General features: G+C 59.2%; 19 protein-coding genes and 2 pseudogenes. 13 read left to right on the forward strand and 8 right to left on the reverse strand.

The window, feature by feature from the left end:
- Window positions 1-651 precede the first annotated feature (651 nt).
- The 4 genes from INT39_RS20515 (at window position 652) to INT39_RS20530 (ending at window position 6,303) form a co-directional block, all read left to right on the forward strand.
- Window positions 652-3,501 carry a valine--tRNA ligase gene (locus INT39_RS20515; RefSeq protein WP_193075830.1) on the forward strand — a complete coding sequence of 950 codons (2,850 nt, stop codon included), beginning with the start codon at window positions 652-654 and terminating at the stop codon, window positions 3,499-3,501.
- An 86-nt stretch (window positions 3,502-3,587) separates the two neighbouring features.
- Window positions 3,588-4,559, forward strand: coding sequence for an ABC transporter substrate-binding protein (locus tag INT39_RS20520; RefSeq protein WP_193075831.1), 972 nt, complete (start codon window positions 3,588-3,590; stop codon window positions 4,557-4,559).
- A 59-nt stretch (window positions 4,560-4,618) separates the two neighbouring features.
- On the forward strand, window positions 4,619-5,509 hold the full coding sequence (locus INT39_RS20525) for an ABC transporter permease (protein ID WP_193075832.1): 891 nt from the start codon (window positions 4,619-4,621) through the stop codon (window positions 5,507-5,509).
- The gene (locus INT39_RS20530) at window positions 5,509-6,303 is read left to right on the forward strand and encodes an ABC transporter ATP-binding protein (protein ID WP_193075833.1); all 795 of its coding nucleotides are present in this window, start codon (window positions 5,509-5,511) and stop codon (window positions 6,301-6,303) included. Before INT39_RS20525 ends, INT39_RS20530 begins: the two co-directional genes overlap by 1 nt.
- Window positions 6,304-6,517: 214 nt before the next feature.
- On the opposite strand, the gene INT39_RS20535 is transcribed toward INT39_RS20530, so the two are convergent.
- The 3 genes and pseudogenes from INT39_RS20535 to INT39_RS20545 all read right to left on the reverse strand — a co-directional run.
- Window positions 6,518-6,766: a Rho-binding antiterminator gene (locus tag INT39_RS20535; protein ID WP_193075890.1), complete on the reverse strand. Its 249-nt coding sequence runs from the start codon at window positions 6,764-6,766 to the stop codon at window positions 6,518-6,520.
- 221 nt (window positions 6,767-6,987) lie between these two features.
- A pseudogene (locus tag INT39_RS23060) lies at window positions 6,988-7,104 on the reverse strand (hypothetical protein); the annotation flags it as partial.
- A 41-nt stretch (window positions 7,105-7,145) separates the two neighbouring features.
- Window positions 7,146-7,271 (reverse strand): annotated as a pseudogene (locus tag INT39_RS20545) (DUF2170 domain-containing protein); the annotation flags it as partial.
- 382 nt (window positions 7,272-7,653) lie between these two features.
- Here INT39_RS20545 and nhaD point away from each other — a divergent pair.
- Complete coding sequence (nhaD, locus tag INT39_RS20550) at window positions 7,654-9,027, forward strand: sodium:proton antiporter NhaD (RefSeq protein ID WP_193075835.1); 1,374 nt, start codon at window positions 7,654-7,656, stop codon at window positions 9,025-9,027.
- A gap of 86 nt (window positions 9,028-9,113) precedes the next feature.
- Here nhaD and INT39_RS20555 read toward each other — a convergent pair whose 3' ends face one another.
- A complete protein-coding gene (locus INT39_RS20555; protein ID WP_193075836.1) occupies window positions 9,114-11,309 on the reverse strand; it encodes an OsmC domain/YcaO domain-containing protein in 2,196 nt (731 codons plus the stop codon).
- A 270-nt stretch (window positions 11,310-11,579) separates the two neighbouring features.
- Here INT39_RS20555 and INT39_RS20560 point away from each other — a divergent pair, with 270 nt between their 5' ends.
- The 7 genes from INT39_RS20560 (at window position 11,580) to INT39_RS20590 (ending at window position 21,609) form a co-directional block, all read left to right on the forward strand.
- Window positions 11,580-12,833 (forward strand): aspartate aminotransferase family protein, encoded by a 1,254-nt coding sequence (locus tag INT39_RS20560; RefSeq protein ID WP_193075837.1) that lies wholly within the window; start codon window positions 11,580-11,582, stop codon window positions 12,831-12,833.
- Entirely contained in the window at window positions 12,830-13,774 is a 945-nt protein-coding gene (locus INT39_RS20565) for a D-2-hydroxyacid dehydrogenase (RefSeq protein ID WP_193075838.1), read from the forward strand. Before INT39_RS20560 ends, INT39_RS20565 begins: the two co-directional genes overlap by 4 nt.
- 100 nt (window positions 13,775-13,874) lie before the next feature.
- Window positions 13,875-15,299: an amidase gene (locus INT39_RS20570; protein WP_193075839.1), complete on the forward strand. Its 1,425-nt coding sequence runs from the start codon at window positions 13,875-13,877 to the stop codon at window positions 15,297-15,299.
- 4 nt (window positions 15,300-15,303) lie between these two features.
- Window positions 15,304-16,509: a pyridoxal phosphate-dependent aminotransferase gene (locus tag INT39_RS20575; protein ID WP_193075840.1), complete on the forward strand. Its 1,206-nt coding sequence runs from the start codon at window positions 15,304-15,306 to the stop codon at window positions 16,507-16,509.
- Window positions 16,510-16,685: 176 nt separating this feature from the next.
- Window positions 16,686-18,512 carry an SLC13 family permease gene (locus INT39_RS20580; protein WP_193075841.1) on the forward strand — a complete coding sequence of 609 codons (1,827 nt, stop codon included), beginning with the start codon at window positions 16,686-16,688 and terminating at the stop codon, window positions 18,510-18,512.
- A 107-nt stretch (window positions 18,513-18,619) separates the two neighbouring features.
- On the forward strand, window positions 18,620-19,630 hold the full coding sequence (gene yejK, locus INT39_RS20585) for a nucleoid-associated protein YejK (protein WP_193075842.1): 1,011 nt from the start codon (window positions 18,620-18,622) through the stop codon (window positions 19,628-19,630).
- A 173-nt stretch (window positions 19,631-19,803) separates the two neighbouring features.
- Window positions 19,804-21,609 carry a glycoside hydrolase family 15 protein gene (locus INT39_RS20590; protein WP_193075843.1) on the forward strand — a complete coding sequence of 602 codons (1,806 nt, stop codon included), beginning with the start codon at window positions 19,804-19,806 and terminating at the stop codon, window positions 21,607-21,609.
- Window positions 21,610-21,633: 24 nt separating this feature from the next.
- Here INT39_RS20590 and INT39_RS20595 read toward each other — a convergent pair whose 3' ends face one another.
- From INT39_RS20595 to INT39_RS20610, 4 genes are all read right to left on the reverse strand, one after another.
- A complete protein-coding gene (locus tag INT39_RS20595) occupies window positions 21,634-22,395 on the reverse strand; it encodes an ABC transporter permease (protein ID WP_193075844.1) in 762 nt (253 codons plus the stop codon).
- Complete coding sequence (locus tag INT39_RS20600; RefSeq protein WP_193075845.1) at window positions 22,392-23,345, reverse strand: ABC transporter ATP-binding protein; 954 nt, start codon at window positions 23,343-23,345, stop codon at window positions 22,392-22,394. The genes INT39_RS20595 and INT39_RS20600 overlap by 4 nt, the downstream gene beginning before the upstream one ends.
- On the reverse strand, window positions 23,345-24,280 hold the full coding sequence (locus INT39_RS20605) for a glutathione S-transferase family protein (RefSeq protein ID WP_193075846.1): 936 nt from the start codon (window positions 24,278-24,280) through the stop codon (window positions 23,345-23,347). Before INT39_RS20605 ends, INT39_RS20600 begins: the two co-directional genes overlap by 1 nt.
- 85 nt (window positions 24,281-24,365) lie before the next feature.
- The gene (locus INT39_RS20610) at window positions 24,366-24,683 is read right to left on the reverse strand and encodes a GIY-YIG nuclease family protein (protein ID WP_193075847.1); all 318 of its coding nucleotides are present in this window, start codon (window positions 24,681-24,683) and stop codon (window positions 24,366-24,368) included.
- A 29-nt stretch (window positions 24,684-24,712) separates the two neighbouring features.
- On the opposite strand from INT39_RS20610, the gene INT39_RS20615 reads away from it, so the two are divergent.
- Window positions 24,713-25,195 (forward strand): asparaginase domain-containing protein, encoded by a 483-nt coding sequence (locus tag INT39_RS20615; protein ID WP_193075848.1) that lies wholly within the window; start codon window positions 24,713-24,715, stop codon window positions 25,193-25,195.
- Window positions 25,196-25,219: the final 24 nt, after the last annotated feature.

A 25,219-nucleotide genomic window follows, 5' to 3' on the forward strand; every position in this document is an offset into this window, starting at 1 on the left:
TTGGTGGCGGAATTTTGTTTTCAAGAATCATCATTGTTACCCCTTGAGGCATAACAGTGATTAGACCGCATGCGGCACTAATACATAACAGTGACTGCGACATAACTCCGCTTCATCGAAATTACGCCGCCAGAAATACGCTTAAAAAACAATATCTTATAGATCTCGCCACAGCCCACCCCGTATTCGCTTGACTGCGTCTTTTCATGAACCCATTACTACTGGATAAAAACCCACCTCGCCAGCCACGCTACCGCCCCACCCTCTACAGGCAGGCAAGCCGGTACGCTCTCAATTCGGGTATGGAAGGTAGGCTGTCCTTGGCCCTTGGGCGGGAACGGCTGCAATCCTTGCTTTGAGGTCAACATAGCCCAGAGAATGGCGCTTGGCCATAGTCAGAAAGTCATAGAGGGTGAATGCAGATATCGGGGCGGCGTTCAGCCAGCGCTCAATGCACCCTGCACACCATGCAAACAAGGATGCGACCACCCTCCCTCCTCGCTATAATGGCCGTTTTTGCGACTCTGTCTCATGGCGCGCGGAGTTCCTGCTTTATATAGCCCCACCGATCGGCGGGCCAGGCGGGACTCCTGTAAGCTGCCGTGGCACCCTTTACCGTCGCCAGCCATATACCGGACAGCCAAAACACCCATGGATAAAACCTACCAGCCCCACGCTATTGAATCCTCCTGGTACCAGACCTGGGAGCAGAACAATTATTTTGCTCCGCAGGGTTCTGGTGAGTCGTACACCATTGCTCTGCCGCCGCCGAACGTGACCGGTAGCCTGCACATGGGCCATGGTTTCAATAACTCGATCATGGATGCGCTGATCCGTTTCCGCCGTATGCAGGGTCGCAATACCCTGTGGCAGCCGGGTACGGACCATGCGGGTATTGCCACGCAGATGGTGGTGGAGCGGCAGCTGGGGGCTCAGGGTGTGAGCCGGCATGATCTGGGCCGGGAGATGTTTCTGGAGAAGGTCTGGGAATGGAAGGAAAAGTCCGGCGGCACCATTACCGGGCAGATTCGCCGGCTGGGCAGCTCCGTGGACTGGAGCCGTGAGCGCTTCACCATGGATGAGGGCATGTCTGCCGCCGTGCAGGAGGCCTTTGTGCGGCTGCACGAGGACGGGCTGATCTACCGTGGCAAGCGGCTGGTCAACTGGGACCCGGCGTTCCACACCGCCATTTCCGATCTGGAAGTGGAGAACCACGACGAGACCGGTTCGCTGTGGCATTTGCGTTATCCGCTGGCCGATGGCGCGACCACTGCCGAGGGTAAGGATTACCTGATCGTTGCCACTACCCGCCCTGAGACCATGCTGGGTGATACCGCTGTGGCGGTGAACCCGGAGGATGAGCGTTACCAGGCGCTGATCGGCAAGTTTGTCGAACTGCCTTTGGTGGGCCGGCGCATTCCGATTGTTGGCGACGACTATTGCGACCCGGAGTTCGGTACCGGCTGCGTGAAGATCACCCCGGCCCATGACTTCAACGACTATGAAGTCGGCAAGCGCCACAACCTGGCGCTGATCAACGTGCTGGACAAGAACGCGGCGGTTCTGGCCCGTGGCCAGGTGTTCAATATTGATGGCAGCGTCAATGATGACGTGGACGCTACCCTGCCCGCCGCCTACGCTGGGATGGATCGGTTCGTTGCCCGCAAGCAGATCGTTGAAGACTTCGATGCCGCTGGCCTGCTGGAGAAGATCGAACCCCACAGCCTGAAGACGCCCAAGGGCGACCGCTCTGGCGTGGCCATCGAGCCCTGGTTGACCGATCAGTGGTACGTGTCCACCAAGCCGCTGGCCGAGCCGGCGATTGCGGCAGTGGAAGATGGCCGTATCCAGTTTGTGCCCAAGCAGTACGAGAACATGTATTTCTCCTGGATGCGCGACATTCAGGACTGGTGTATTTCCCGCCAGCTGTGGTGGGGCCACCGCATTCCGGCGTGGTATGACGAGGCGGGTAACGTTTATGTCGGCCGCGATGAGGCAGAAGTGCGCGCCAAGCACAACCTGGGCGATGCCGTTCTGCGTCAGGACGAGGACGTGCTGGACACCTGGTTCAGCTCGGGCCTGTGGACCTTCTCCACCCTGGGCTGGCCGGAGCAGACCGAGGCGCTGAAGACATTCCACCCCACCGATGTGCTGGTAACCGGTTTCGACATCATCTTCTTCTGGGTGGCCCGCATGATCATGATGACCATGCACCTGATGAAGCATGAGGACGGCAGCGCGCAGATTCCGTTCAAGACCGTTTATGTGCACGGCCTGGTGCGTGATGGCCAAGGCCAGAAGATGTCCAAGTCCAAGGGCAACGTGCTCGACCCGCTGGATATCGTTGACGGTATAGATCTGGAGTCGCTGGTAACCAAGCGCACCAGCGGCATGATGCAGCCCCAGCTGGCCGCGAAGATCGAGAAGCAGACCCGCGCCGAATTCCCCGAGGGCATTGCTGCCTACGGTACTGACGCGCTGCGCTTTACCAACCTGTCGCTGGCCTCCACCGGCCGCGATATCAAGTTCGATATGGGCCGGGTCGAGGGCTACCGCAACTTCTGCAACAAGATCTGGAACGCCGCGCGCTACGTGATGATGCAGTGCGAAGACAAGGATGTGGGCGCTAACGGCGAGCCCGTCGAGCTGACTCTGGCCGACCGCTGGATCATCTCCCAGCTGCAGCGCACCGAGGCGGAAGTGACTCGCCATCTGGATCAGTTCCGTTTCGATATGGCGGCCACCGCACTGTACGAGTTCATCTGGAACCAGTACTGCGACTGGTATCTGGAGCTGTCCAAGCCGGTACTGTGGGACGAGAACGCCCCAGCCGAGCGCCAGCGCGGCACCCGCCGCACCCTGGTGCGCGTGCTGGAAACCGCCCTGCGCCTGGCCCACCCCTTCATGCCCTTTATTACCGAAGAAATCTGGCAGCGCATTGCGCCGATGGCCGGCAAGGATGGTGACACCATCATGCTGCAGCCCTGGCCGGTGGCGGCGGATGACAGCATTGATGCCGCCGCCGAAGGTGATATTGAATGGCTCAAGAATCTGATTCTCGGCGTGCGTAATATCCGTGGCGAAATGAACGTCGCTCCGAGCAAGGAACTGGAACTGCTGCTGCGCAAGGCTGGTGATGAGGATCGTCGTCGCCTGAACGAGAACGACGCTTTCCTGCGCAAGCTGGCCAAGCTGGCTTCCATCACCGTTCTTGCTGCAGGTGAAGAAGCGCCGCTGTCCGCTACCGCGCTGGTGGGTGAACTGGAGGTGCTGGTGCCCATGGCTGGGCTGATTGACAAGAGTGCCGAACTGGCGCGTCTGGACAAGGAGATCAGCCGTCTGCAGGGTGAGGTCAAGCGCATCGGTGGCAAGCTGGGCAATGAAGGTTTCGTTGCCAAGGCACCGCCGGCGGTGATCGACAAGGAACGCGCGAAGCTGGACGAAGCAGAGAAGGCGCTGGGCCAGTTGAGCGAACAGCGGGAGCATATCGCCAATCTGTGACAGACAGGGAATAATGCGTCTGTTTGACCCGTGACACGGAAACAATAATCAGAACAGGGCCTTCTGCCGGCCCACAAGGAAATAACATGAAGTCACCTATTAATAAGTGGTTATCCCTCGGCGCGCTGACTATGGCGTTGGCGGCCCCGTTTTCCAGCGTTGTGGCCGATACCAAGTCAGTGGCAGCTACCGCCATTGTTGAACATCCCGCGCTGGACTCCGTGCGTGACGGCGTTCGTGCTGCGCTGGAAGAAGCAGGCTACACAGGCGATAAACTCAAGTGGCAATATCAGACCGCTCAGGGCAATACCGCCACTGCCGGCCAGATCGCCCGCAAGTTCGTCGGTGATCGCCCGGACGTCATCGTTGCCATCGCCACCCCTTCGGCCCAGTCCGTGGTGGCCAGCACCAAGTCAGTGCCGGTAGTATTCGCTGCGGTGACTGATCCGATCGCGGCTCAGCTGGTACGTGACTGGGAGCCGTCCGGCAGCAACGTCACTGGCATTTCCGATGAGCTGGAACTGGATCGGCAGATGGAGCTGGTCAAGCGTGTCCTGCCCGAAGCCAAGCGCGTGGGCATGGTCTACAACCCCGGCGAAGCCAACTCCGTTGTGGTGGTCGAGCGTCTGCGCGAGCTGCTGCCGGAAATGGGCATGACCCTGGTTGAAGCCGCCGCGCCACGCACCGTTGATGTAGGCTCTGCCGCCCGCAGCCTGGTTGGCAAGGTTGATGTGATCTACACCAACACCGACAACAACGTGGTGTCGGCTTATGAGTCCCTGGTCAAGGTCGGTAATGACACCAAGACCCCGCTGATCGCGTCGGATACCGACAGCGTCAAGCGCGGCGCCATTGCCGCCCTGGGCATCGACTACTACCAGCATGGCGTGCAGGCCGGCAAAGTGGCGGTGCGGATACTGCAGGGTGAAGAGCCCGGCAGTATTGCACCGCAGAAGACCGGCGAGTTGAGCCTGTACATCAACCGCTCCGCCGCTGCAGCCCAAGGTGTCACCCTGTCCCAGGAGCTGATCGACTCAGCCGCCGAAGTCATCGAATGATCTGACCTGTGCCGGCGCACCCCGCGCCGGCACAGCCGCTCACCAAAGGCTCAACACCCATGTCACTGTTTTCCCTATTTGGCGCCCTCGAAGTTGGTCTGATTTTCGGCCTGGTCGCGCTTGGCGTATTCATTTCTTTCCGCCTGCTGCGCTTCCCCGACCTGACGGTCGATGGCAGTTTCCCGCTGGGCGGCGCTGTTTGTGCTGTGCTTATCTCCAATGGCATGGACCCTTTTCTGGCAACCATCATCGCCACGGCCGCCGGCGCGCTGGCCGGGATGGTTACCGCTGTACTCAACGTGCATCTGAAAATCATGGATCTGCTGGCCAGTATCCTGATGATGATTGCGCTGTATTCGATCAACCTGCGCATCATGGGCCGGCCGAATATTCCGCTGATCATGGAACCGACCATGTTCAGTATCCTGCAGCCGCAGTGGCTGTCCGACTACATCGCCCGACCGCTGATCTTGCTGGTGGTAGTGATCATCGCCAAGATGCTGCTGGACATGTACTTCGCCACCCGCCAGGGTCTGGCCATTCGCGCCACTGGTTCCAACCCGCGCATGGCACGCTCCCAGGGCGTAAACACCGGCGCCATGGTCATCCTTGGCATGGCTATTTCCAACGCACTGGTTGGGCTGGCAGGCGCCATGTTCGTCCAGACCCAGGGCGGCGCCGATATTTCCATGGGCATCGGCACCATCGTCATTGGTCTGGCGGCGGTCATCGTCGGTGAGAGCATTCTTCCGGCCCGCCGCATCTTCTATCTGACCCTGGCGGTGATTCTCGGCGCCATCGTCTATCGCTTCTTCATCGCACTGGCCCTGAACAGCGACTTCATCGGTCTGCAGGCCCAGGACCTGAACCTGGTCACCGCCGTGCTGGTGGTTATCGCCTTGGTCATCCCGCTGATCAAACAGCGCCTGACTCGCAGGAGGCACGTCTGATGCTCAGCGCACAGAATCTCAAGATCACCTTCAATCACGGCACACCGATCGAAACCCGCGCGCTGCAGGGCCTGTCTCTGGACATTCCCACCGGGCAGTTCGTCACCGTGATCGGCACCAATGGCGCAGGTAAATCGACCTTTCTCAACGCCGTGTCCGGTGACCTGCCGGTAGACAGCGGCAAGATCCTGATCGACGGCGATGACGTCACCCGCCTGCCGGTATGGAGCCGCGCGGGCCGTGTGGCGCGGGTATTTCAGGACCCCATGGCAGGCACCTGCGAAGACCTGACCATCGAGGAAAATCTCGCACTGGCACAGCAACGCGGACAGCGCCGCGGCCTGGCAAAAGCGGTACAGACGTCCATGCGCGATGAATTCCGCGAGCGCCTGGCCACCCTTGGCCTGGGTCTGGAAAGCCGCCTTACCGACCGCATCGGTCTGCTCTCGGGCGGCCAGCGCCAGGCCGTCAGCCTGCTGATGGCCGCATTGCAGCCGTCACGCATTCTGCTGCTGGATGAACACACTGCGGCGCTCGATCCGCGCACCGCAGACTTCGTGTTGCAGCTGACCGCGCGCATCGTCGCCGAGAAACAGCTGACCACCATGATGGTCACCCACAGCATGCGCCAGGCGTTGGATATCGGTGATCGCACGGTGATGCTGCATCAGGGCCAGGTGGTGCTGGATGTGGCTGGGGACGAACGCAAGGGACTGGACGTACCGGACCTGCTGCACATGTTCGAGAAGGTGCGTGGCGAAAAGCTATCGGATGATGCGTTGTTGTTGAGCTGAGCAATCAACTGCCAGCAGATGGTCGAGGTGTCGCGCACCAGAACACACCTACGCCTCACCATTCGCTGGTACCTCAGACCCTATCCTTTGTGGGAGCGGGCTTGCCCGCGAGGTTTTTCTATAGGCACCATACGTGGCCCCCTCCCACCAGTCCGTCCATCAAGGTCAGCGCTCTGTTTAGTGCGCGACAACTGTCCACAAGCGAGGCGGCAACTCACGCACCGAAGCGGACCTCCTTGAAGTGCGGATTGTCGATCAGAGCTATCATCGCGACAACGCCATCCAGCCCCACCCACTCTTCGCTTTCACCAACCTTCATCAACAGGCACTCCTCTCGCTGGCCGTTGTAACCAGTATCCAGCGGTGTACCTTCCACTCGCCGCCCCTCTGGCCACGTCAAAGCGATGGGGATGCGATAAAGGCAGGCGATTTCAAGATAATCGGACTGGTCGCAGCTGATCATATTCACCGGTAGAGAGTCGTAGGTTCGGGTAAGAATAGCTGATTCTCAACCCACCAACGGCTGACATTGAATATCCCATGCCACACCCGCCCCAACAGGGACGGGAAAAAGCGCGGCGTAACAATCGTTCACGGCTGGCCTTTGCTCGTTGTCTTGCACTCCAGCCCTCCAATCAACGGTTTGAGCGACTCCTGCAGATTGCCTCCCAGCTCACTGGCGATGTATTGCTGGATAGAGACCGCGCTGCTATCGATTTCTCGGCTGAGATTGAGCAGTCCGGAAATCCCCCGCACCAGCTCGGCATTGCCCGTGCGGCCTAAGAAGTCGCTGCGCTGCGGCAAGGAAATATCCCGTTCACCACGAACGTCGATATAACGAACCTACCATAAGCCAGAAGTCGTGCCGCATGTTCAGGCAGAACCCAGACCTCCTTCTTCACCAGCCCCCGTTCCCGCAAGCGCTGGCGGTAAAGCCGCTGGTAATATGCAGACGATTTCTTTTGCATGAGGCGGAAATCAAGCCATTACATGTGAGGGAACAACTGGGGTAATGAGGGCTGGTTCACACTCTAAATACGCGCAACGAGATTCGAGTCGTGGCTTCCCTCTTTGAAATCGGTTTCAGCATGCCGCCGGTAGTCCTGCGGTATATACTCCGCGCCGGGCTAACAACCGTACCGGGTCAGCGTTACACAAAGGTTCCTGCGCGAAATCGGGGCCACCAGGCGCTCTGGAATTGACCAATGACAAATCAAAGCACCCTCCCACCACGGACAATAGCGCACACATTTTCGGCTGCCGGTAATGACCTGCCGCCGCCACCCGCAGCACAGCAAAACCACAGCCTGCGCGGATCAAAGATTTCAAAAATGATAGGGAGTCATTTCCATGTATGTCCTGATGGCAGTCATCTTTGTAGTTGGCTATTTATGTATTGCGCTGGAGCATCCGCTCAAGCTGGATAAGGCGGCCTCGGCGCTGCTTACTGCGGCGATGACCTGGGCGGTGCTGGTGCTGGGCGCGGATCAGATTCTGCCTACCCTGACACTGGGCAGTAATGACCCGGCCGATTCTTCCGGCATTGTCGTGGAGGCCTTGCGTCATCATCTCGGGGAAATTGCCGAGATTCTGTTCTTTCTGCTTGGCGCCATGACTATTGTTGAACTGATCGACGCCCATGGCGGCTTCAAGGTGATCACCGACCGTATTACTACACGTAAGCGCGTTTCGCTGCTGTGGATTATCGGTGTGTTGACCTTCTTTCTCTCCGCCGTGCTGGATAACCTGACCACCACCATTGTGATGGTCTCATTGCTGCGCAAGCTGGTGCGGGGTCGTCCGGAGCGTTGGCTGTATGTCGGCGTAGTGGTTATCTCTGCCAATGCCGGCGGCGCCTGGTCACCGATTGGTGACGTCACCACCACCATGCTCTGGATCGGCGGGCAGATTACCGCCCAGCAGGTGGTCATTGAGCTGTTTCTGCCCAGTCTCGTCTGTTTACTGGTCCCGCTGGCGATTCTCAGCGTCCGCCTGAAAGGTGATGCGCCACGCCCCCGCCTGCGTGCCCATGTCGCCGACGGCGGTCACGCCACCACTGACCGGGAGCGCAATATAGTGCTGGCGATGGGCATCGGTGCGCTGCTGTTTGTGCCTGTATTCAAGACCGTGACCGGACTACCGCCTTATATGGGCATCCTGTTCGGATTGGGCGTGTTGTGGGTTGCTACCGAGATAATGCACCGCGACAAGAAACCTGAACTCAAGCATCCGTTGTCGGTGATCGGCGTGTTGCACCGGGTCGATACGCCGAGCATTCTGTTCTTCCTCGGCATTCTGCTGGCAGTATCCAGCCTCGCCACAGCCGGCCATCTGGGGCAGATAGCCGTGGGCCTGCGCGATAGCCTGGGCAACACCTTTGCCATCAACTACGCCATCGGCCTGCTGTCGGCCGTGGTAGATAACGTACCGCTGGTCGCTGGTGCAATGAAAATGTACCCCTTGGTCAGTGACGGCATGCTCGCCTCTGCCGCAGCCTCCGAATCCGAATGGCTCGGCCAGTTCGTCACCGACGGCAGGTTCTGGCAACTGCTGGCATTCTGCGCCGGCACCGGCGGCAGCAGCCTGATCATTGGCTCCGCGGCTGGCGTAGCGGCGATGGGCATGGAGAAGATAGGTTTCTTCTGGTACATCAAGCGCGTCAGCCTGCTGGCGTTCTTGGGGTATACCGCTGGGGCTGCGGTCTATTTCCTGATGTATATGTAACAGCGCTCAATGGCCGGGCGGAACGGAACTCTGCCCATTTGGAAAAAGCACCCGAAGGTGCTTTTTCTGGTCGTACTGACAGGTACTCAGCCAGCAGCTCGCGCCCGCGCTGCGTGCAGCTTTTTCAGACTGTCGATCATCCGCAGATGCTTATCCAGGCCTTCCAGCCGCATGCTGGTCGGCGCCAGGCCGTGGAAGCGTACCGTACCTGCCACTGACCCTATCACCGCATCCATGCGCTCGTTACCAAACATGCGGCGGAAGCTGGCTTCGAAATCGTCCAGTTCCAGCTCGTCATCCAGGGTCACTTCCAGCACCGCGCCCATGGCCTGATAGAACAGTCCACGCTCCACCGTGTTGTCGTTGTATTGCAGAAACTCTTCGACCAGCTCCAGGGCTTCGTCCAGACGGTTCAAGGCCAGATAGATCAGCAGTTTGAGCTCCTGAATGGTCAGTTGGCCCCAGGCGGTGTTGTCGTCGAATTCCACGCCGATCAGGGTGGTGATGTCGGTGTAGTTATCCAGTTCGCTTTCTTCCAGACGCTCCGCCAGCGCTGCCAACTCATCTTCGCTGAGGCGGTGCAGGTTGAGAATGTCTTCACGGAAGTACAGCGCCTTGTTGGTGTTGTCCCAGATCAGATCATCCACCGGATAGATTTCCGAATAACCCGGCACCAGAATCCGGCAAGCAGTAGCCCCCAGGTGCTCATACACCGCCATATAGGCGTCCTTACCCATATCCTCGAGAATGCCGAACAGCATGTCGGCTTCCTCGGCGTTGTTGTTACTGCCGCCATTGGTGAAGTCCCATTCGACAAAGTCATAATCGGATTTGGCACTGAAGAAGCGCCACGACACCACGCCGCTGGAATCGATGAAATGATCCACAGAGTTGTTCGGTTCGGTTACCGCCTGGCTTTCAAAGGTGGGGCGCGCCACATCGTTCAGGCCCTCGAAACTGCGGCCCTGCAGCAACTCGGTGAGGCTCCGCTCCAGCGCCACTTCAAAGCTCGGGTGCGCGCCAAAGGAGGCAAACACACCGCCGGTGCGCGGATTCATCAGGGTGACGCACATCACCGGGAACTGGCCACCCAGCGAGGCATCCTTGACCAGCACGGGAAAGCCCTGCTCTTCCAGACCCTGAATCCCCGCCAGAATACCGGGGTATTTGGCCAGCACGGCCTGCGGTACATCCGGCAGTGCCATTTCACCTTCCAGAATCTCGCGCTTGACCGCCCGCTCGAAGATTTCCGACAGGCACTGCACCTGGGCTTCGGCCAGGGTATTGCCGGCGCTCATGCCGTTACTGAGAAACAGGTTCTCGATCAGGTTGGAGGGGAAGTACACCACCTCGCCGTCTGACTGACGCACATAGGGCAGCGAACAGATGCCGCGCTCTACATTCCCTGAATTGGTGTCGTACAGGTGCGAGCCGAGCAGCTCGCCCTCGGGGTTGTAGATATCCAGGCAATGCTCATCGAGAATCTCTTCCGGGAGTTCATCATTGGCGCCAGGTTGGAACCAGCGCTCCTCGGGATAATGCACGAACTCGGCATGGGCCAGTTCTTCACCCCAGTACTGATCGTTATAGAAGAAGTTGCAGTTCAGCCGCTCGATGAACTCGCCCAAGGCCGAGGCCAGTGCACTTTCCTTGGTCGAGCCCTTGCCATTGGTAAAGCACATCTGCGAATGGGCGTCGCGCAGGTGCAACGACCAGACGTTGGGCACGATATTGCGCCAGGAGGCGATCTCGATCTTCATGCCCAGGTCGGCGAGAATGCCGGACATGGTAGCGATGGTCTGCTCCAGCGGCAGGTCCTTGCCGGGTATGCGGGTAAGCGCACCATCAGCCGGCGGCGCCATCAACAGTCCCTGCGCATCGGCGTCCAGATTCTCTACTACCTCGATCACGAACTCCGGCCCGGTCTGCACTACTTTCTTGACCGTACACCGGTCGATGGAACGCAGAATGCCTTGGCGATCCTTGTCGGATATATCCTCTGGCAACTCGACCTGGATCTTGAAGATCTGGTTGTAGCGGTTCTCCGGGTCGACAATGTTGTTCTGCGACAGGCGGATGTTTTCCGTGGGGATGCCACGGGTCTGGCAATACAGCTTCACAAAATAAGCCGCACAGAGCGCCGACGAGGCCAGGAAGTAATCGAACGGACCGGGCGCCGAGCCATCGCCCTTGTAGCGGATAGGCTGATCAGCCACTACAGTGAAGTCGTCGAATTTGGCCTCAAGTCGGAGGTTGTCGAGAAAGTTGACCTTGATTTCCATGCGGGATTACCAGAATAGCGGGCAGAAAAGGATGGGGCGCTATTATCCGGGTTTTAGGCGGGGAATGTTGTGAATCAGTATTAAATGACAGCAGTTCATCGGAACGCTGGCTGAAGATCGCGGCTATAGCTGGGTAGCCAGTATTTGCATACCCCCAGTCCCCTTCCTACACTGCCAGTCACACCGCTCTGTGTGGAGGTCCGTCGTGGTTTCCACCAGTGGCATCAAAAACCGGGGCATCCCCCCCGTAAAAGAGATAGGAGCTTTGTCATGAGCCACCTGTCACCTCTGTTGAAACAGTCGAGCAAAGTCTGCGCCGAGCGCGGCGAAGGCTGCTGGTTGATTGCCAACGATGGCAAAAGCTACCTGGACTTCACCGCCGGCATTGGTGTTACCTCCACCGGCCATTGCCACCCGACTGTGGTCGCCGCCGCCCGCGAACAGGTGGGCAAGTTGATTCATGCCCAGTACACCACCGTCACCCACCAACCCATGCTTGATCTGGCAGAGCGTCTGGTAGCCAAAATGCCCGATGGTATCGACTCGGTAGCGTTCAGCAATGCCGGCTCGGAAGCGGTAGAGATGGCCCTGCGTCTGGCCCGCCACGCCACCCGCCGCGCCAATGTCATCGTTTTCAATGGTGGCTTCCATGGCCGCACCATGGGTGCTGCATCGATGACCACCTCCGGCACCAAGGTTCGCAATGCCTATCACCCGATGATGGCAGGGGTCGTGGTCGCGCCCTTTCCCCACAGCTGGCGCTATGGTTGGAGCGAGGAGGAAACCACCCGTTTCTGCCTCGCCGAACTGGACCATATCCTCAAGACCCAGACGGCGCCGGAAGATACCGCCGCCATGGTGATCGAGCCGGTGCAGGGCGAGTTCGGTTATTACCCGGCCAATAGCGCGTTCATGCAGGGACTTGCCGAGCGCTGTAAACAGCACGGCATTCTACTGGTGTGCGATGAAATCCAGGCAGGTTATGGTCGCAGCGGCAAGTTCTGGAGCCATCAGCATTTCGGCATCACCCCGGACATCGTGATCACCGCCAAGGGGCTGGCCAGCGGCTTCCCGCTTTCCGCCATGGCCGCTTCGCAAACCTTGATGGCCAAGGGTCTGGCCGGCTCTCAGGGCGGCACCTATGGCGCTAATGCGGTGTCCTGCGCCGCCGCTCTGGCCACTCTCCGCGTTATGGATGAGGAAAACCTGGTGGCCAACGCGGCGGCCCGGGGCCAGCAACTCTGGGACCACCTGCAGACTCTGCGCCAACAGTATCCCCTGCTGGCAGACCTGCGCGGCAAGGGACTGATGCTCGGCCTTGAGGTTGCCGAATCTCCCGGCAAGGCGCTGCCCGACCTGGCAGCCAGCCTGACCAGCGCCAGCGAAGAAGAAGGCCTGCTGTTACTGCGCTGCGGCACCGATGGCCAGATCATCCGCTGGCTGCCCCCATTAGTGGTCAGCGAGGCAGAGGTGGACGATGCCGTGCAGCGCTTTACCCGTGTCCTTTCCCGGGTAATAACATGATCAATATCCTTGTACTGGTAGCACCGGAAGACGGTGAGCTACCCGGGTTGCAGACGCTCGTTGAAAGCGCTCATATTCGCACTCTCAGCGATGAGCAAGAGCTCAGGGATGCGCTACCGAATACAGATATTCTGGTAGTGACGGATTTTCGCACCGGCCTGCTGGAGCGCTGCTGGCCCGAACAGCACACCATCCAGTGGGTACACGCCACCAGCGCCGGCATCGATGCGCTGAGATTCCCGGCCTTGTGGGACAGTGATATCCCGGTGACCAATGCTCGGGGGCTGTTCGACCGGGGCATTGCCGAGTATGTGCTGGGATCGATATTGCTGTTTGCCAAGGATTTTGCCGGCAACCTGCGCTACCAGCAACAGCACCAATGGCACCACCGGGATACCGAACGCATCGACGGTCGCCAGGTATTGATAGTAGGCGCCGGTTCCATCGGCGGCGAAGTCTCGCAACTGCTGCGCGCGGTAGGCATGCAGGTCACCGGTCTGGCCCGCAGCAGCCGCGATGATCCCCGCTTCGATCAGGTGCTGGCCAATGACCGCCTGCCCGAGCTGCTGCCGGACGCCGATTTTGTGGTGATTACCGCTCCACTCACCGAGGACACCCGCGGGTTGTTCGACCGCCGCACCTTTGCGGCCATGAAACCCACGGCGCGCCTGATCAACGTCGGTCGCGGCCCCATCGTAGTCACCGATGATCTGGTCGAGGCGCTGAATAGCGGCATCATCGCCGGCGCTGCACTGGATGTATTCGAGGAAGAGCCCCTGCCCTCCGAGCACCCGTTATGGGACATGTCCAATGTGATGATCTCCGCCCATATGGCCGGGGACTTCATCGGCTGGCGACAAGCACTGGGCGAGCAGTTTGTGGCCAATTTCCGGCGCTGGCAGGCCAATGATCCATTGCTTAACGAGGTGCGCAAAGCCTAAATCGATCCAAGCGCCCCGCCCCTGCTCTGCACACCCTTTTCTGCACTACACTGGGGGTGTGACGTGAATGCGGCCCACTGGCTATGACTGGAGGAGCGATATGCGCAACGATATCCTGACCATGACCGCCACCGACCTGCTCGGCTACTATCGAACTGGCAAGCTTTCCCCTGTAGAAGTCTCCGAGGCCATGCTCGATCAGATTGAGCGGCTCGACAGCCATACCAATGGCTTCTGCCTGATCGACCGCAAAACCAGCCTCGATTTCGCCCGAGAATCGGAGACACGCTACCAGCGCGACGAACCGCTGGGTCTGTTGGACGGCGTGCCGGTGGGCGTCAAGGATGTCTTCCTCACTCCCTGGTGGCCGACGCGGCGCGGCTCGCGCACCGTCGATCCGGACACCACGCTGAATAAGGCCGCCCCTTCAGTAGCCGCCCTTGCACGTCATGGTTTTGTGCCGATCGGTAAGACCACCACTCCAGAACTGGGCTGGAAAGGCGTTACCGACAACCCCATTGATGGCGTTACCAACAACCCCTGGAATCCAGCCAGAACCGCGGGCGGCTCCAGCGGCGGCAGCGCCGTGGCGGTGGCCCTGGGCATGGCACCTCTGGCACTGGGCACCGATGCCGGTGGCTCCATCCGTATTCCCGCCGCCTTCTGCGGCATCGTTGGTCTCAAGCCCTCCTTCGGTGAAGTACCCCACTGGCCTGCCAGCCCCTTCGGCACCTTGGCTCATGCCGGCCCCATGGCATGGACCGTGGAGGACTGCGCATTGATGATGAACGTCCTGACCGAAGCCGATCACCGCGACAGCAACGCGGTACCCCGCCGCTCCATTGATTATCTGGCGGCGCTGCAAGGCGGAGTGAAGGGGCTGAAAATCGCCTACAGTCCCAACCTCGGCTTCGTCGATGTAGATCCCGCAGTGGAAGCGGCACTGACCGAGGCGGTAGCGGTATTTACCGCGCTGGGGGCAGAGGTGTCACGGGTTGATCCTGGGTTTGGTGACCCGCTGGGCGCCTTCGGGCACCTGTTCTATGGCGGCGCCGCCAACGCCATCCGCGATTTATCGGCAAAAAAACGCGCCCTGATGGACCCGGAACTGGTCACGGTAGCGGACAAGGCAGCGCAATTGTCCATGCTCGATTATCTGGGCGCGGTCAATGAATCCATGGCCCTACGCGAGCGCATGGCCCACTTCCATCAGAAGTACGACCTGCTACTGACCCCGGCCCTGCCGATCACCGCCTTCAAGACTGGCCGAGAAGTGCCCGAGGATTGGCCCCATACCCGTTGGCCCACCTGGACCCCGTTCACCTACCCCTTCAACATGACCGGTCAGCCGGCATTGTCGGTTCCCTGTGGTTTTGACAATGACGGCCTGCCCATTGGTCTGCAATTGGTCGGCGCCCGGTTCAACGACGCGCTGGTGCTGCGCGCCGGTCATGCTTACCAGCAGGCAGCCCCCCTCACTGATCACCGACCAGCACTGTTCGATTCCCCGGTCGAGACGGAGTAAGGCCATGTCTTTGCGTAATATCGATATCGAGATGTACGAGTCCGAAGATCCGCTGTGGCATCCGTCCGTGCGCGCCATGCCCATGCCGGGCATCCGCAAGATGGTCAACATGGCCGCGTCGATGCCGGATGTGATCCACCTGTCCATCGGTCAACCGGATCTGCCGGCCCCGGACAATGTCGTCACCGCCGCCGTCGAGGCCCTTCGTGCCGGACAGACCGGTTACACCATGGACGCCGGCCTGCCCCAGCTACTCGAAAGTCTCGCCGCCTATTATGGCGACCGCTACCAGAAACCGCTGACCCCGGAAAATGTGCTGATCACCACGGGCGCCACCGAGGCTATCTATCTGGCGCTTACCGCCGTGTCGGCCCCGGGCCGGCACTTTATCGTGCCCGACCCGTCCTTCATTCTCTATGCGCCGTTGATCCGCATGAATGGCGGCGAGGTCACCGCAATCCCCACCCATGCAGAAAACAACCACCAACTTGATCCCCAGGCGGTGATCGACGCCATCGAACCCCATACCTATGGCATCGTACTCAATTCCCCCAACAACCCGACCGGCACCGTTTACCCTCGGGAAACCCTCGATGCCATTCTCCAAGAGGCGGCCTATCGCAACATTCAGGTGATCAGCGACGAAGTCTATGATCATCTGATTTACGACGGTATCGAATACCCTTCAGTGCTGGAAACCTGCAGCGACCTCGATAATGTCATGGTCATCAGCAGCTTTTCCAAAACCTACAGCATGGCGGGCATGCGCATCGGCTGGATATTCGCCAGCCAGGCGGCCATCAAGATGTTGCGGCGCTATCACATGTTCACCACCACGGTAGCCAACACGCCGTTCCAGTGGGCCGGGGTGGCCGCCCTGCGTGGCGACAATGACTTTATCGACAATATGCGGATGGAATATACCCGGCGGCGGGATCGGCTGGTACAGCTGGTGGACGCCACCCCCCATCTCACTGGCTACAAGCCGGAGGGTGCCTTTTACATGTTTCCGTCCTTGCCCGAAGGCGTCAACGGCACCCATGTGGCGCTGCGGCTGCTCAAGGAAACCGGTGTGTGCACCATCCCCGGCGAGACCTTCGGCAGTCACAGTAACAACGCCCTGCGGCTCAGCTACTCCACCTCCCTGGACAATCTCGAGAACGCCTTCGAGCGCATCATTCCGTGGATGAAAGCGCAGGACTTCGATTGAGGCGACCTGCCTTCAACCAGTCATGTGACGCAGCCAACAATGGCCAGGGAGGGTGGTACAGGCAACCGGCAATCGTCGGTTGCCTGGCTTGCTTGCCGGGCGCGTTGGGGGCACCTGTTCGTTGTCCATTCAGGTATCCTTGAGACGTATTTATCCCACTCCCCGGAAAGGACCCCATGAACTCCGAACTCGCCATCGTTCTCGCCCTGCTCCTTGGCAGCATGGTGCTGTTCATCCGTAACAAGCCGCGCATGGATGTGGTGGCGTTAATGGTGATTGTGGCGTTGCCGTTGACCGGTGTGCTCAGCATCCAGGAGGCGGTCGCGGGGTTCAGTAATCCCAGTGTGTTGCTGATTGCGGCGCTGTTTGTAATCGGCGATGGGTTGGTGCGTACTGGAATTGCCTACCAACTGGGCGATTGGTTGGCGCATCAGGCGGGCAGCAGTGAAACCCGGCTGATTGTGCTGTTGATGCTGACGGTAGCGGCGCTGGGGTCGGTGATGAGTTCTACCGGGGTAGTGGCCATATTCATTCCAGTGGTGATGAGTGTCAGTGTGCGCATGGGTATTCCAGCGTCGCGGCTGATGATGCCCCTGAGCTTTGCCGGCTTGATCAGCGGCATGCTGACGCTGGTCGCTACGCCGCCCAACCTGGTGGTCAGCAGTGAGCTGGTGCGTAACGGGTTCGAGAGCTTCTCGTTTTTCAGTTTCACGCCTATCGGCTTGGTGGTGCTGTTCTTTGGTATCGGTTACATGCTGTTTGTGCGCCGCTGGCTGGGCAGTTCGGGGGCGGGTAAGGATGAACCGGAACGTCAGACCATGCATGATCTGGCAGAACTCTACCGACTGCCGGAGCGCGAGCGGCGGCTCAAATTGAATGTTGATTCACCGCTGATCGGCCGCCCTTTGAACGAGCTGGAGCTGCGCAGCGAGTACGGCATCAATGTGATTGCCATCGAGCGCCAGCGGCGCTTTCGTAATCTGTTACAGGTTGCGACGGGCAATACTGCGCCCCAGCCGGGGGACATTCTATTGGTCGATCTGGCCAGTCCGGCCATTGCTCTGCTGGGCGCCTATCAGGAGATCGGTGCAACACCGCTGGAGCTGGAAACCTCCTATTACAGCACCCACTCCCATCAGCTGGGATTGGCCGAAGTGGCGCTGCCGCCGGAATCACGGCTGCCCGGCAAAACCATCCAGGAACTGGCGTTCCGCAGCCGCCACGGACTGAACGTTGTAGGTCTGCGCCGCAACGGCGAGGCGCTGCCGGGATTGCTCGTGGATGAGAAACTCAAGGCGGCGGATACGCTGCTGGTGGCAGGTAGCTGGAAAGATATCAACCGCCTGCACATGTTGACTCGGGACTTTGTGCTGCTGAGTCTGCCAACCGAGGTCAAGGAGGTGGTGCCGGCCGCGCGCAAGGCGCCCTATGCCCTGCTCAGTCTGGGAGTGATGGTGGCGTTGATGGTCTCGGGTGTGGTGTCGAACCTGATGGCGGCGCTGATCGGTTGCCTGCTGATGGGTGCCTTCAAATGCATCACCATGGATTCCGCCTACAAGTCGATCCATTGGCCGAGTCTGATCCTGATTATCGGCATGCTGCCGTTCGCGCTGGCGCTGCAGAAAACCGGCGGTATCGATCTGGCCGTGAACGGCCTCATGAATCTGCTCGGCGATGCGGGGCCGCGCGCGCTACTGGCGGCGCTGTTCATTGCCACGGCAGTGATCGGGCTGTTCATTTCCAATACCGCTACGGCAGTGTTGATGGCACCGGTGGCGCTGGCTACCGCGCAGGCGTTGGGCGTGTCGCCCTATCCCTTCGTGATGATAGTGGCGCTGGCTGCATCCGCTGCCTTCATGACCCCGGTATCCTCACCGGTCAACACCCTGGTGCTGGACCCCGGCGGTTACCGTTTCAGCGACTTTCTGAAGATCGGCGTCCCGTTCACCATTCTGGTCCTGTTGATCAGTGTGGTATTGGTGCCGATGGTTTTCCCGTTGTAATCGCTCCGTTGTCGGTTTGCTGCAAACCGGCAACTGGAGTAACTTGCTGCAGCTCAACACATTGATTCATCGTTTCTGTCACCCGTTTCAGCGTTCCGGATACCCGCATGCCCATCGATAACAGTATTGTTCATCAGATTCACAAAAAGCCCGACGGCCAACCCGCCAGCCTGACCTTGCGTGATGCCGAGCTGGCCAGCTCCGAGGCGCTGGAACAGCTGCTGGCCGGTCTGATCGAAGCCTATAACAGCAAGCCCAACAAGGCCTGGGGCTACTTCCATGAAGAGAGCGGCGCCTACCCGTTCAGTGGTTGGCTGCAGCAGTTGCTGGATGAGGAGCAGGACTTTGTCGGCTTTTCCAAGAAGTCCGCCGAACACCTGAAAACGCTGATGGAAGGCTCCAACCTGGCACTGGGCGGACATGTGCTGTTCATCCGCTACCGTCAGGGCATGACGGCGTTTCTGGTGATCGCCCTGCTGCACCACACTGAGGGTGTGACGGTGACTGATGATCTCAACGTGGCGGCCGCACGGCATCTGGATCTGTCCAGCCTGAACATGGCTGCACGCATCAACCTGACCGAGTGGAAACAGAACGCCAGCTCCAAGCAGTATATTTCCTTTATCCGCGGGCGCAGCGGCAAGCGCGTGTCGGACTATTTCCGTGACTTCATCGGCTGCATCGAGGGCGCCAACCCCGAGCAGGAAACCTCCACTCTGCTGCAAGCGTTTCAGGATTACGTCGGCGAAGCGGATATGCCGTCCGACGAACTCAAGGGCAAGACCAAGGCCATGAGCGGTTACGTCAGCGGCCAGGCTCGCCAGGGCGAGCAGGTTGCGCTGGAAGAACTATCGGGTCTGATGGACGAAGAACAGCCCCGGGCTTTCTATGACTATATCCGCAACAAGGATTACGGGCTGGCTCCGGAAATCCCGCCGGACAAACGCACCCTGAACAACTTTCTGAAGTTCTATGGCAAGGCTGATGGTTTGTCGATCAGCTTTGAAGCACACCTGCTGGGTGATCGCGTGGAATATGACGAAAGCGATGATTCGCTGGTGATCAAACATCCGCCAAAAGGGCTGATCCAGCAGTTGCGTAACAAGCGAAAGAGCTAGGCACGTTACTCCCTGCCCTTCTCTTCGGAGCATAGCGGACCATTTTGAGCGATTTCGTCCGGCGTTTAACCTGAACGGCACAGCGACGCGGAAGGTCATCTGTTCTACAAGATGCATTCCGGAGCTGTGCTGATGACCCCCTCAAACAAAATTATCGTGATCTGCGGCGCCCTGTGACTCAGCCCATTAAGGATTATGCATTGATTGGCAATCTGCGCTGCGCAGCGCTGGTTGGCCGCAATGGCAGCATCGATTGGTTCTGCCCACCACGCTTTGATTCCCCCGCCTGCTTCACCCAGCTGCTCGGCACCGAGGAACATGGTTTCTGGCAATTGGTTCCAGAACAGGCACCCCATAAAATCGAACGTTATTACCAGCAAGACACCTTGGTGCTCTGCACCGAGTTTCATTGCGGTGGTACAGGCCGTGTTCAGATCTGCGACTTCATGCCACTCCGGAATGATGCCGTGATCGTGCGCCGGGTCGAGATGCTGGCAGGCCAGCTACAGATGAATATGCAACTGTCACCTCGCTTTGGCTATGGCGCACGCCAGCCGCGCAGCGAAGAGAGTATTGAAGGTATCAGCCTGTGGGATACCGACGGCCAGCGACTGTTGCTGCGCAGTGAGGTACCGCTGCGGAGAGAGGAGGGGAATGTCCTCGCCAGCTTCGCCTTGAGCGCTGGTGAGGTGCGGTATTTCACCCTGAGCCACCTGGCGCCCGAGCAGGCGCCGAATCCTGATATGGAGCCGCCCCAGCTACTCGCTGATTGCGTGCAATGGTGGCAAGACTGGGTCCGCCAATGCTCTTATAACGGACGCTGGCGGGACGCGGTGATCCGCTCACTGATCACCCTCAAGGCGCTGACGTACGAACCCAGCGGCAGCATGGTCGCGGCGCCGACCACCTCATTGCCGGAAGCACCGGGGCGCGCTGCCAATTGGGATTACCGGTTCTGCTGGATCCGCGATGCGGTGTGGGCGCTGGACATATTGATCGACTCGAACTATATGAGCGAAGTACACGCCTGGGTCGACTGGTTGCAGCGCGTGATTGAGCGCACCGCAGGAGATATGCGCGTGCTGTACAGCCTTGATGGGCAAGCAGAGCATGGCGAGTATGAACTGGACTGGCTGCCCGGCTACCTGAACTCCCGACCAGTGCGCGTCGGTAACGCAGCCCATGACCAGCATCAGCTGGACGTCTACGGTCAACTGGTTGATCTGCTCCACGTAGCCCGGCGCAACGGCATGCAATTGAACCAGCAGGGCTGGCATGATCAATGCCGATTGGTGGAAGAGGTCATCAAGTGCTGGCAACAGCCAGACGAGGGTATATGGGAGTTACGCGACCAGCGTCGCAACTATGTCCATTCCAAGGTATATGCCTGGGTTGCTCTTGACCGCAGCATTCGTGATGCAGAGAAATGGAAGCTGCACGCTCCGCTGGATCAATGGCGTGCTGTGCGCGACCGGATCCATTCAGACATCTGCCTTAAAGGCATAGATCCGCAACGCGGCGCCTTCAAGCAGAGCTACGAACAGGCTAAGCCGGATGCCAGCCTGCTGATGATTCCCTTGCTAGGGTTTCTACCCATTGAGGATCCACGCGTGCAGGCCACGATCACCTGGATCGAACAGGATCTACTGCGCGACGGCCTGATACAGCGTTTCCCCCCGCAAGACAGCTTCAGCGGTAACGAAGGCGCTTTTCTCGCCTGCTCCTTCTGGTTTGCCGACAATCTGGTGATGAGCAAGCGTGAGGAAGAAGCGGAGGTCATGTTCGCCCGCTTGCTGGCCCTGCGCAATGATGTAGGACTGCTGGCAGAGGAATACGACCCGAAATACGGTCTGATAGGTAACTTCCCTCAGGCGTTATCGCATCTGGCTCTGGTCAAGAGCGCCTACCTGATGCAGGCCTGCGAGCAGGTGCACCATGGCGGCGCACCCGAACGCCACTCTTACAAACCCATGTCATAGGACAACCCTTTTCCGGGCGTTGACTCAGGGCTTGAGCTTGTAACCGGTACGGAAAATCCACCATACCAGTGCCAGACAGACCGTCAGGAAGACGAAGGTCATGGCCAGGCTGGTGGCGATATGGACATCGGCCACACCGTAGAAACTCCAGCGAAAACCGCTGATCAGATAAACCACGGGATTGAACAGGGTGACGGTTTGCCATACCGGCGGCAGCATGCTGATCGAGTAGAAACTGCCACCCAAAAAGGCCAGTGGCATGACGATCATCATCGGAATGATCTGCAACTTCTCAAAGCCATCGGCCCACACGCCGATGATGAAGCCGAACAGGCTGAAGGTCACTGCCGTGAGAATCAGGAAGGACAGCATCCATAGTGGATGAGCGATCTCGTATTCCACGAACAACCGCGCCGTGAGCAGGATCAGCAGCCCCAGCAATACCGATTTGGTCGCCGCAGCACCTACGTAGCCGACCACAATTTCCAGCGGGGAGACGGGAGCGGACAGTACCTCGTACAAGGTCCCGGTGAACTTGGGCATGTAGATGCCGAAGGAGGCGTTGGAAATACTCTCGTTGAGCAACATCAGCATGATCAGGCCAGGAATGATGAAAGCGCCATAACTGACACCGTCGATCTCTTCCATCCGCGCACCGATCGCCGCACCGAATACGATGAAATACAGCGAAGTGGAGATCACTGGCGAGGCGATGCTCTGAAACAGCGTGCGCCACATACGCGACAGCTCGGAATAGTAAATCGCCCACATGCCATGCAGATTCATACTTCAACCCTGTCGCGATTGCTGTCATGTACCAGACCGACAAAAATCTCCTCCAATGAACTCTGGCTGGAGTTCACATCCTTGAACTCGACACCCTCACGCGCCAGTGCCCGCAGCACATCACCAACCCCGGTCTGTTCGCCCTGCGCATCGAAGGTGTATGTCAGCGTGCAGCCATCGTCGGCCAACTCCACCGCCCTGCCCTGTACCGCTTCCGGCAGAGCCGTCAGCGGTTGTTGTAACTGGATAATCAGCTGCCGCTTGCCGAGCTGACGCATCAATACCGCCTTGTCTTTCACCAACATCAGCTCGCCGCGGTTGATGATCCCGATGCGGTCAGCCATCTCCTCGGCCTCTTCGATGTAATGGGTAGTCAGGATAATGGTCACCCCCTTGTCCCGCAGTGTGCGCACCATCTCCCACATATCCCGACGCAGCTCCACATCGACGCCCGCGGTCGGCTCATCCAGAAACAGGATCTGTGGTTCATGGGCCAGCGCCTTGGCAATCAACACGCGACGCTTCATACCGCCGGACAGCGCCATCATCTTCTCGTTGCGCTTGTCCCACAGCGACAAATCACGCAGCACCTGTTCCAGATAGACCCGATTCGGTGCTTTGCCGAACAGCCCGCGACTGAGATTGACGGTCGCCCAGACTGTGTCGAACAAATTGTTGGTCAGCTCCTGCGGCACCAGACCGATCAGACTGCGCGCCCGGCGATAATCGCGGACGATATCGTAGCCATCCACCGTGACCTTGCCGCCACTCGGATTGACGATGCCGCAGATGATACTGATCAACGTGGTCTTGCCCGCGCCGTTGGGGCCCAGTAGAGCAAGAATCTCGCCCCGACGAATCTCCAGATCAACCGTCTTCAACGCCTGAAAGCCTGAGTCGTACGTTTTGCTCAGTCCACTGACAGAAATAATGGCTTCGCTGGTGGACATCAGACAGCATCGATCCGAAAGCCAACACGCGGAAAATGCACATGCACCAAACCGACGCGCTCATCTTCACGGGCAATGACGATTTCCTCCGACGCTTCATGCACCAGCTTACCGGCAACCGGGTCACAGCCGTAATCCACCGCACTGACGGTAACCGCCTGCCCCAGCGTCAGGCCTTGGGTACTGACGAAGCCGTGCTCGGGCAACGTTTCCGGCGTGGCATCCCGGGCGATACGGATAGCTTCTGCCGCATCCATCTTCATCGAGGCACCCTGGCCCATGTCGGCGATGCGAGCCATCCAGGCGCGGATCATCGGATAGTCTTCCAGCATCACGGCCACCACCGCATTGGATGCCATAAACCATAGCGGGTGATACCAGGCCAGGTCGGCAATGCTCGGCTCTTCACCGAGTAGAAATTCACCATCACGCTCGAGCTGTGTTTCCAGGCGGCGCATCAACACCGGCCATTGCGCCAGCGCCTCATCTGCCGACGGCCGCTTGACGTTGCCGTTTTCAAACAACGCCTGCCGGTCCCGCACAAAGCCCTTCATGGCCTCCTCGGGCAAATCAGCAAACCGCGCCGCCACCGCCTCGGGCTGAAAATTGATCGCGATGGAATTGTGGAACAGCACCTGATCCCCATACTGCGCCAAGGCCGCAGCAATCGCCTCGCGACCTTCGGGGAACAACGCCGGCACAGCCTTCTCCCGCTCCAGACGACGGGCAATCAAGGCCGTATCACAATAGATATCCGCACCAACCTGCAATACCGGCGTGCGCCGATAGCCGCCCGTGAGTGCCGTCAGATCAGGCTTGGGCATGACCGGCGGAATCAACACCGAATGCCAGGAAAGCCCCTTGATCCCGAGCATCAACCGGGCTTTCTCGGCAAAAGGTGATTGGGGATAGTGGTGCAGAATCAGTTCGCGCATGACAGTCTCCGATCAACAATGAGAATCAGCTTAGCTTGTGCCAGCCACCCCTGCATCGTCAATCGGACATCATCGGTGACGCATATCACTCGTCATGCGCTGGCGCCAGCTGCAGAAGAATCAAGCGTTCCTTGGCTGCCTTGCGCAGCGCTTTCACCGCCAGCTCGCGGCGCAGAGCCGCCGACTTGTCCGCACAGCGCTCGCGCCACACCAGCGCGCTGGCCGGGCTGCGATTAAAGAATCGCGCCCCCCGTTTACCGCTGACATGCTCCTGCAATCGCCGCTCGGGATCGAGACTGATGCCGGTATACAGATGACCATTCTCGGCTCGTACCATGTACACCCACCAGATTTTTTCCGGCTTGGCGGTGACGGGGCTGTGTTCGGCGGTGTCAGACGGCATACTTGCGGCAATCATCCTGGGAGAAAGTCATGTTCGTACAGATCTTCAGCACCGGCGGTACCATCGACAAACTGTATTTCGATGCGCTCAGCGAGTATCAGATCGGTGAACCCATGGCCGGCGAGTTGCTGGACCAGGCTCGGGTAGGTTTCAATTATGCCATCGAGCCGCTGATAAAAAAGGACAGTCTGGAACTGAATGACGCCGACCGTGAGTTGATCCACGCCAAGGTCGCCGCCTGCCCCGCCCACCACATCCTCATCACCCACGGCACCGACACCATGACGGTCACCGCCGCGGCACTGGCCGACATTCAGGACAAGGTCATTGTGCTGACCGGCGCGATGCAGCCAGCCCGCTTCCGTGATTCGGATGCGTTGTTCAATCTGGGGTTGGCGGTCGGCGCACTGAATGTATGCCAGCCAGGGATCTATATTGCGATGAGTGGCAAGGTATTTCCGGCGGATCAGGTGACAAAGAATCGATTGGCTGGGCGATTTGAGGGGGTTTGAGCTTCGCCTTTAAAATAACTATCC

Source organism: Pseudomonas sp. FME51, from assembly GCF_014897305.1.

Coding starts and splice junctions, on each gene's coding strand:
- INT39_RS20515 (WP_193075830.1), top strand. CDS start 652: ATGGATAAAACCTACCAGCCCCACGCTATTGAATCCTCCTGGTACCAG.
- INT39_RS20520 (WP_193075831.1), top strand. CDS start 3,588: ATGAAGTCACCTATTAATAAGTGGTTATCCCTCGGCGCGCTGACTATG.
- INT39_RS20525 (WP_193075832.1), top strand. CDS start 4,619: ATGTCACTGTTTTCCCTATTTGGCGCCCTCGAAGTTGGTCTGATTTTC.
- INT39_RS20530 (WP_193075833.1), top strand. CDS start 5,509: ATGCTCAGCGCACAGAATCTCAAGATCACCTTCAATCACGGCACACCG.
- INT39_RS20535 (WP_193075890.1), bottom strand. CDS start 6,766: ATGATCAGCTGCGACCAGTCCGATTATCTTGAAATCGCCTGCCTTTAT.
- nhaD (WP_193075835.1), top strand. CDS start 7,654: ATGTATGTCCTGATGGCAGTCATCTTTGTAGTTGGCTATTTATGTATT.
- INT39_RS20555 (WP_193075836.1), bottom strand. CDS start 11,309: ATGGAAATCAAGGTCAACTTTCTCGACAACCTCCGACTTGAGGCCAAA.
- INT39_RS20560 (WP_193075837.1), top strand. CDS start 11,580: ATGAGCCACCTGTCACCTCTGTTGAAACAGTCGAGCAAAGTCTGCGCC.
- INT39_RS20565 (WP_193075838.1), top strand. CDS start 12,830: ATGATCAATATCCTTGTACTGGTAGCACCGGAAGACGGTGAGCTACCC.
- INT39_RS20570 (WP_193075839.1), top strand. CDS start 13,875: ATGCGCAACGATATCCTGACCATGACCGCCACCGACCTGCTCGGCTAC.
- INT39_RS20575 (WP_193075840.1), top strand. CDS start 15,304: ATGTCTTTGCGTAATATCGATATCGAGATGTACGAGTCCGAAGATCCG.
- INT39_RS20580 (WP_193075841.1), top strand. CDS start 16,686: ATGAACTCCGAACTCGCCATCGTTCTCGCCCTGCTCCTTGGCAGCATG.
- yejK (WP_193075842.1), top strand. CDS start 18,620: ATGCCCATCGATAACAGTATTGTTCATCAGATTCACAAAAAGCCCGAC.
- INT39_RS20595 (WP_193075844.1), bottom strand. CDS start 22,395: ATGAATCTGCATGGCATGTGGGCGATTTACTATTCCGAGCTGTCGCGT.
- INT39_RS20600 (WP_193075845.1), bottom strand. CDS start 23,345: ATGTCCACCAGCGAAGCCATTATTTCTGTCAGTGGACTGAGCAAAACG.
- INT39_RS20605 (WP_193075846.1), bottom strand. CDS start 24,280: ATGCGCGAACTGATTCTGCACCACTATCCCCAATCACCTTTTGCCGAG.
- INT39_RS20610 (WP_193075847.1), bottom strand. CDS start 24,683: ATGCCGTCTGACACCGCCGAACACAGCCCCGTCACCGCCAAGCCGGAA.
- INT39_RS20615 (WP_193075848.1), top strand. CDS start 24,713: ATGTTCGTACAGATCTTCAGCACCGGCGGTACCATCGACAAACTGTAT.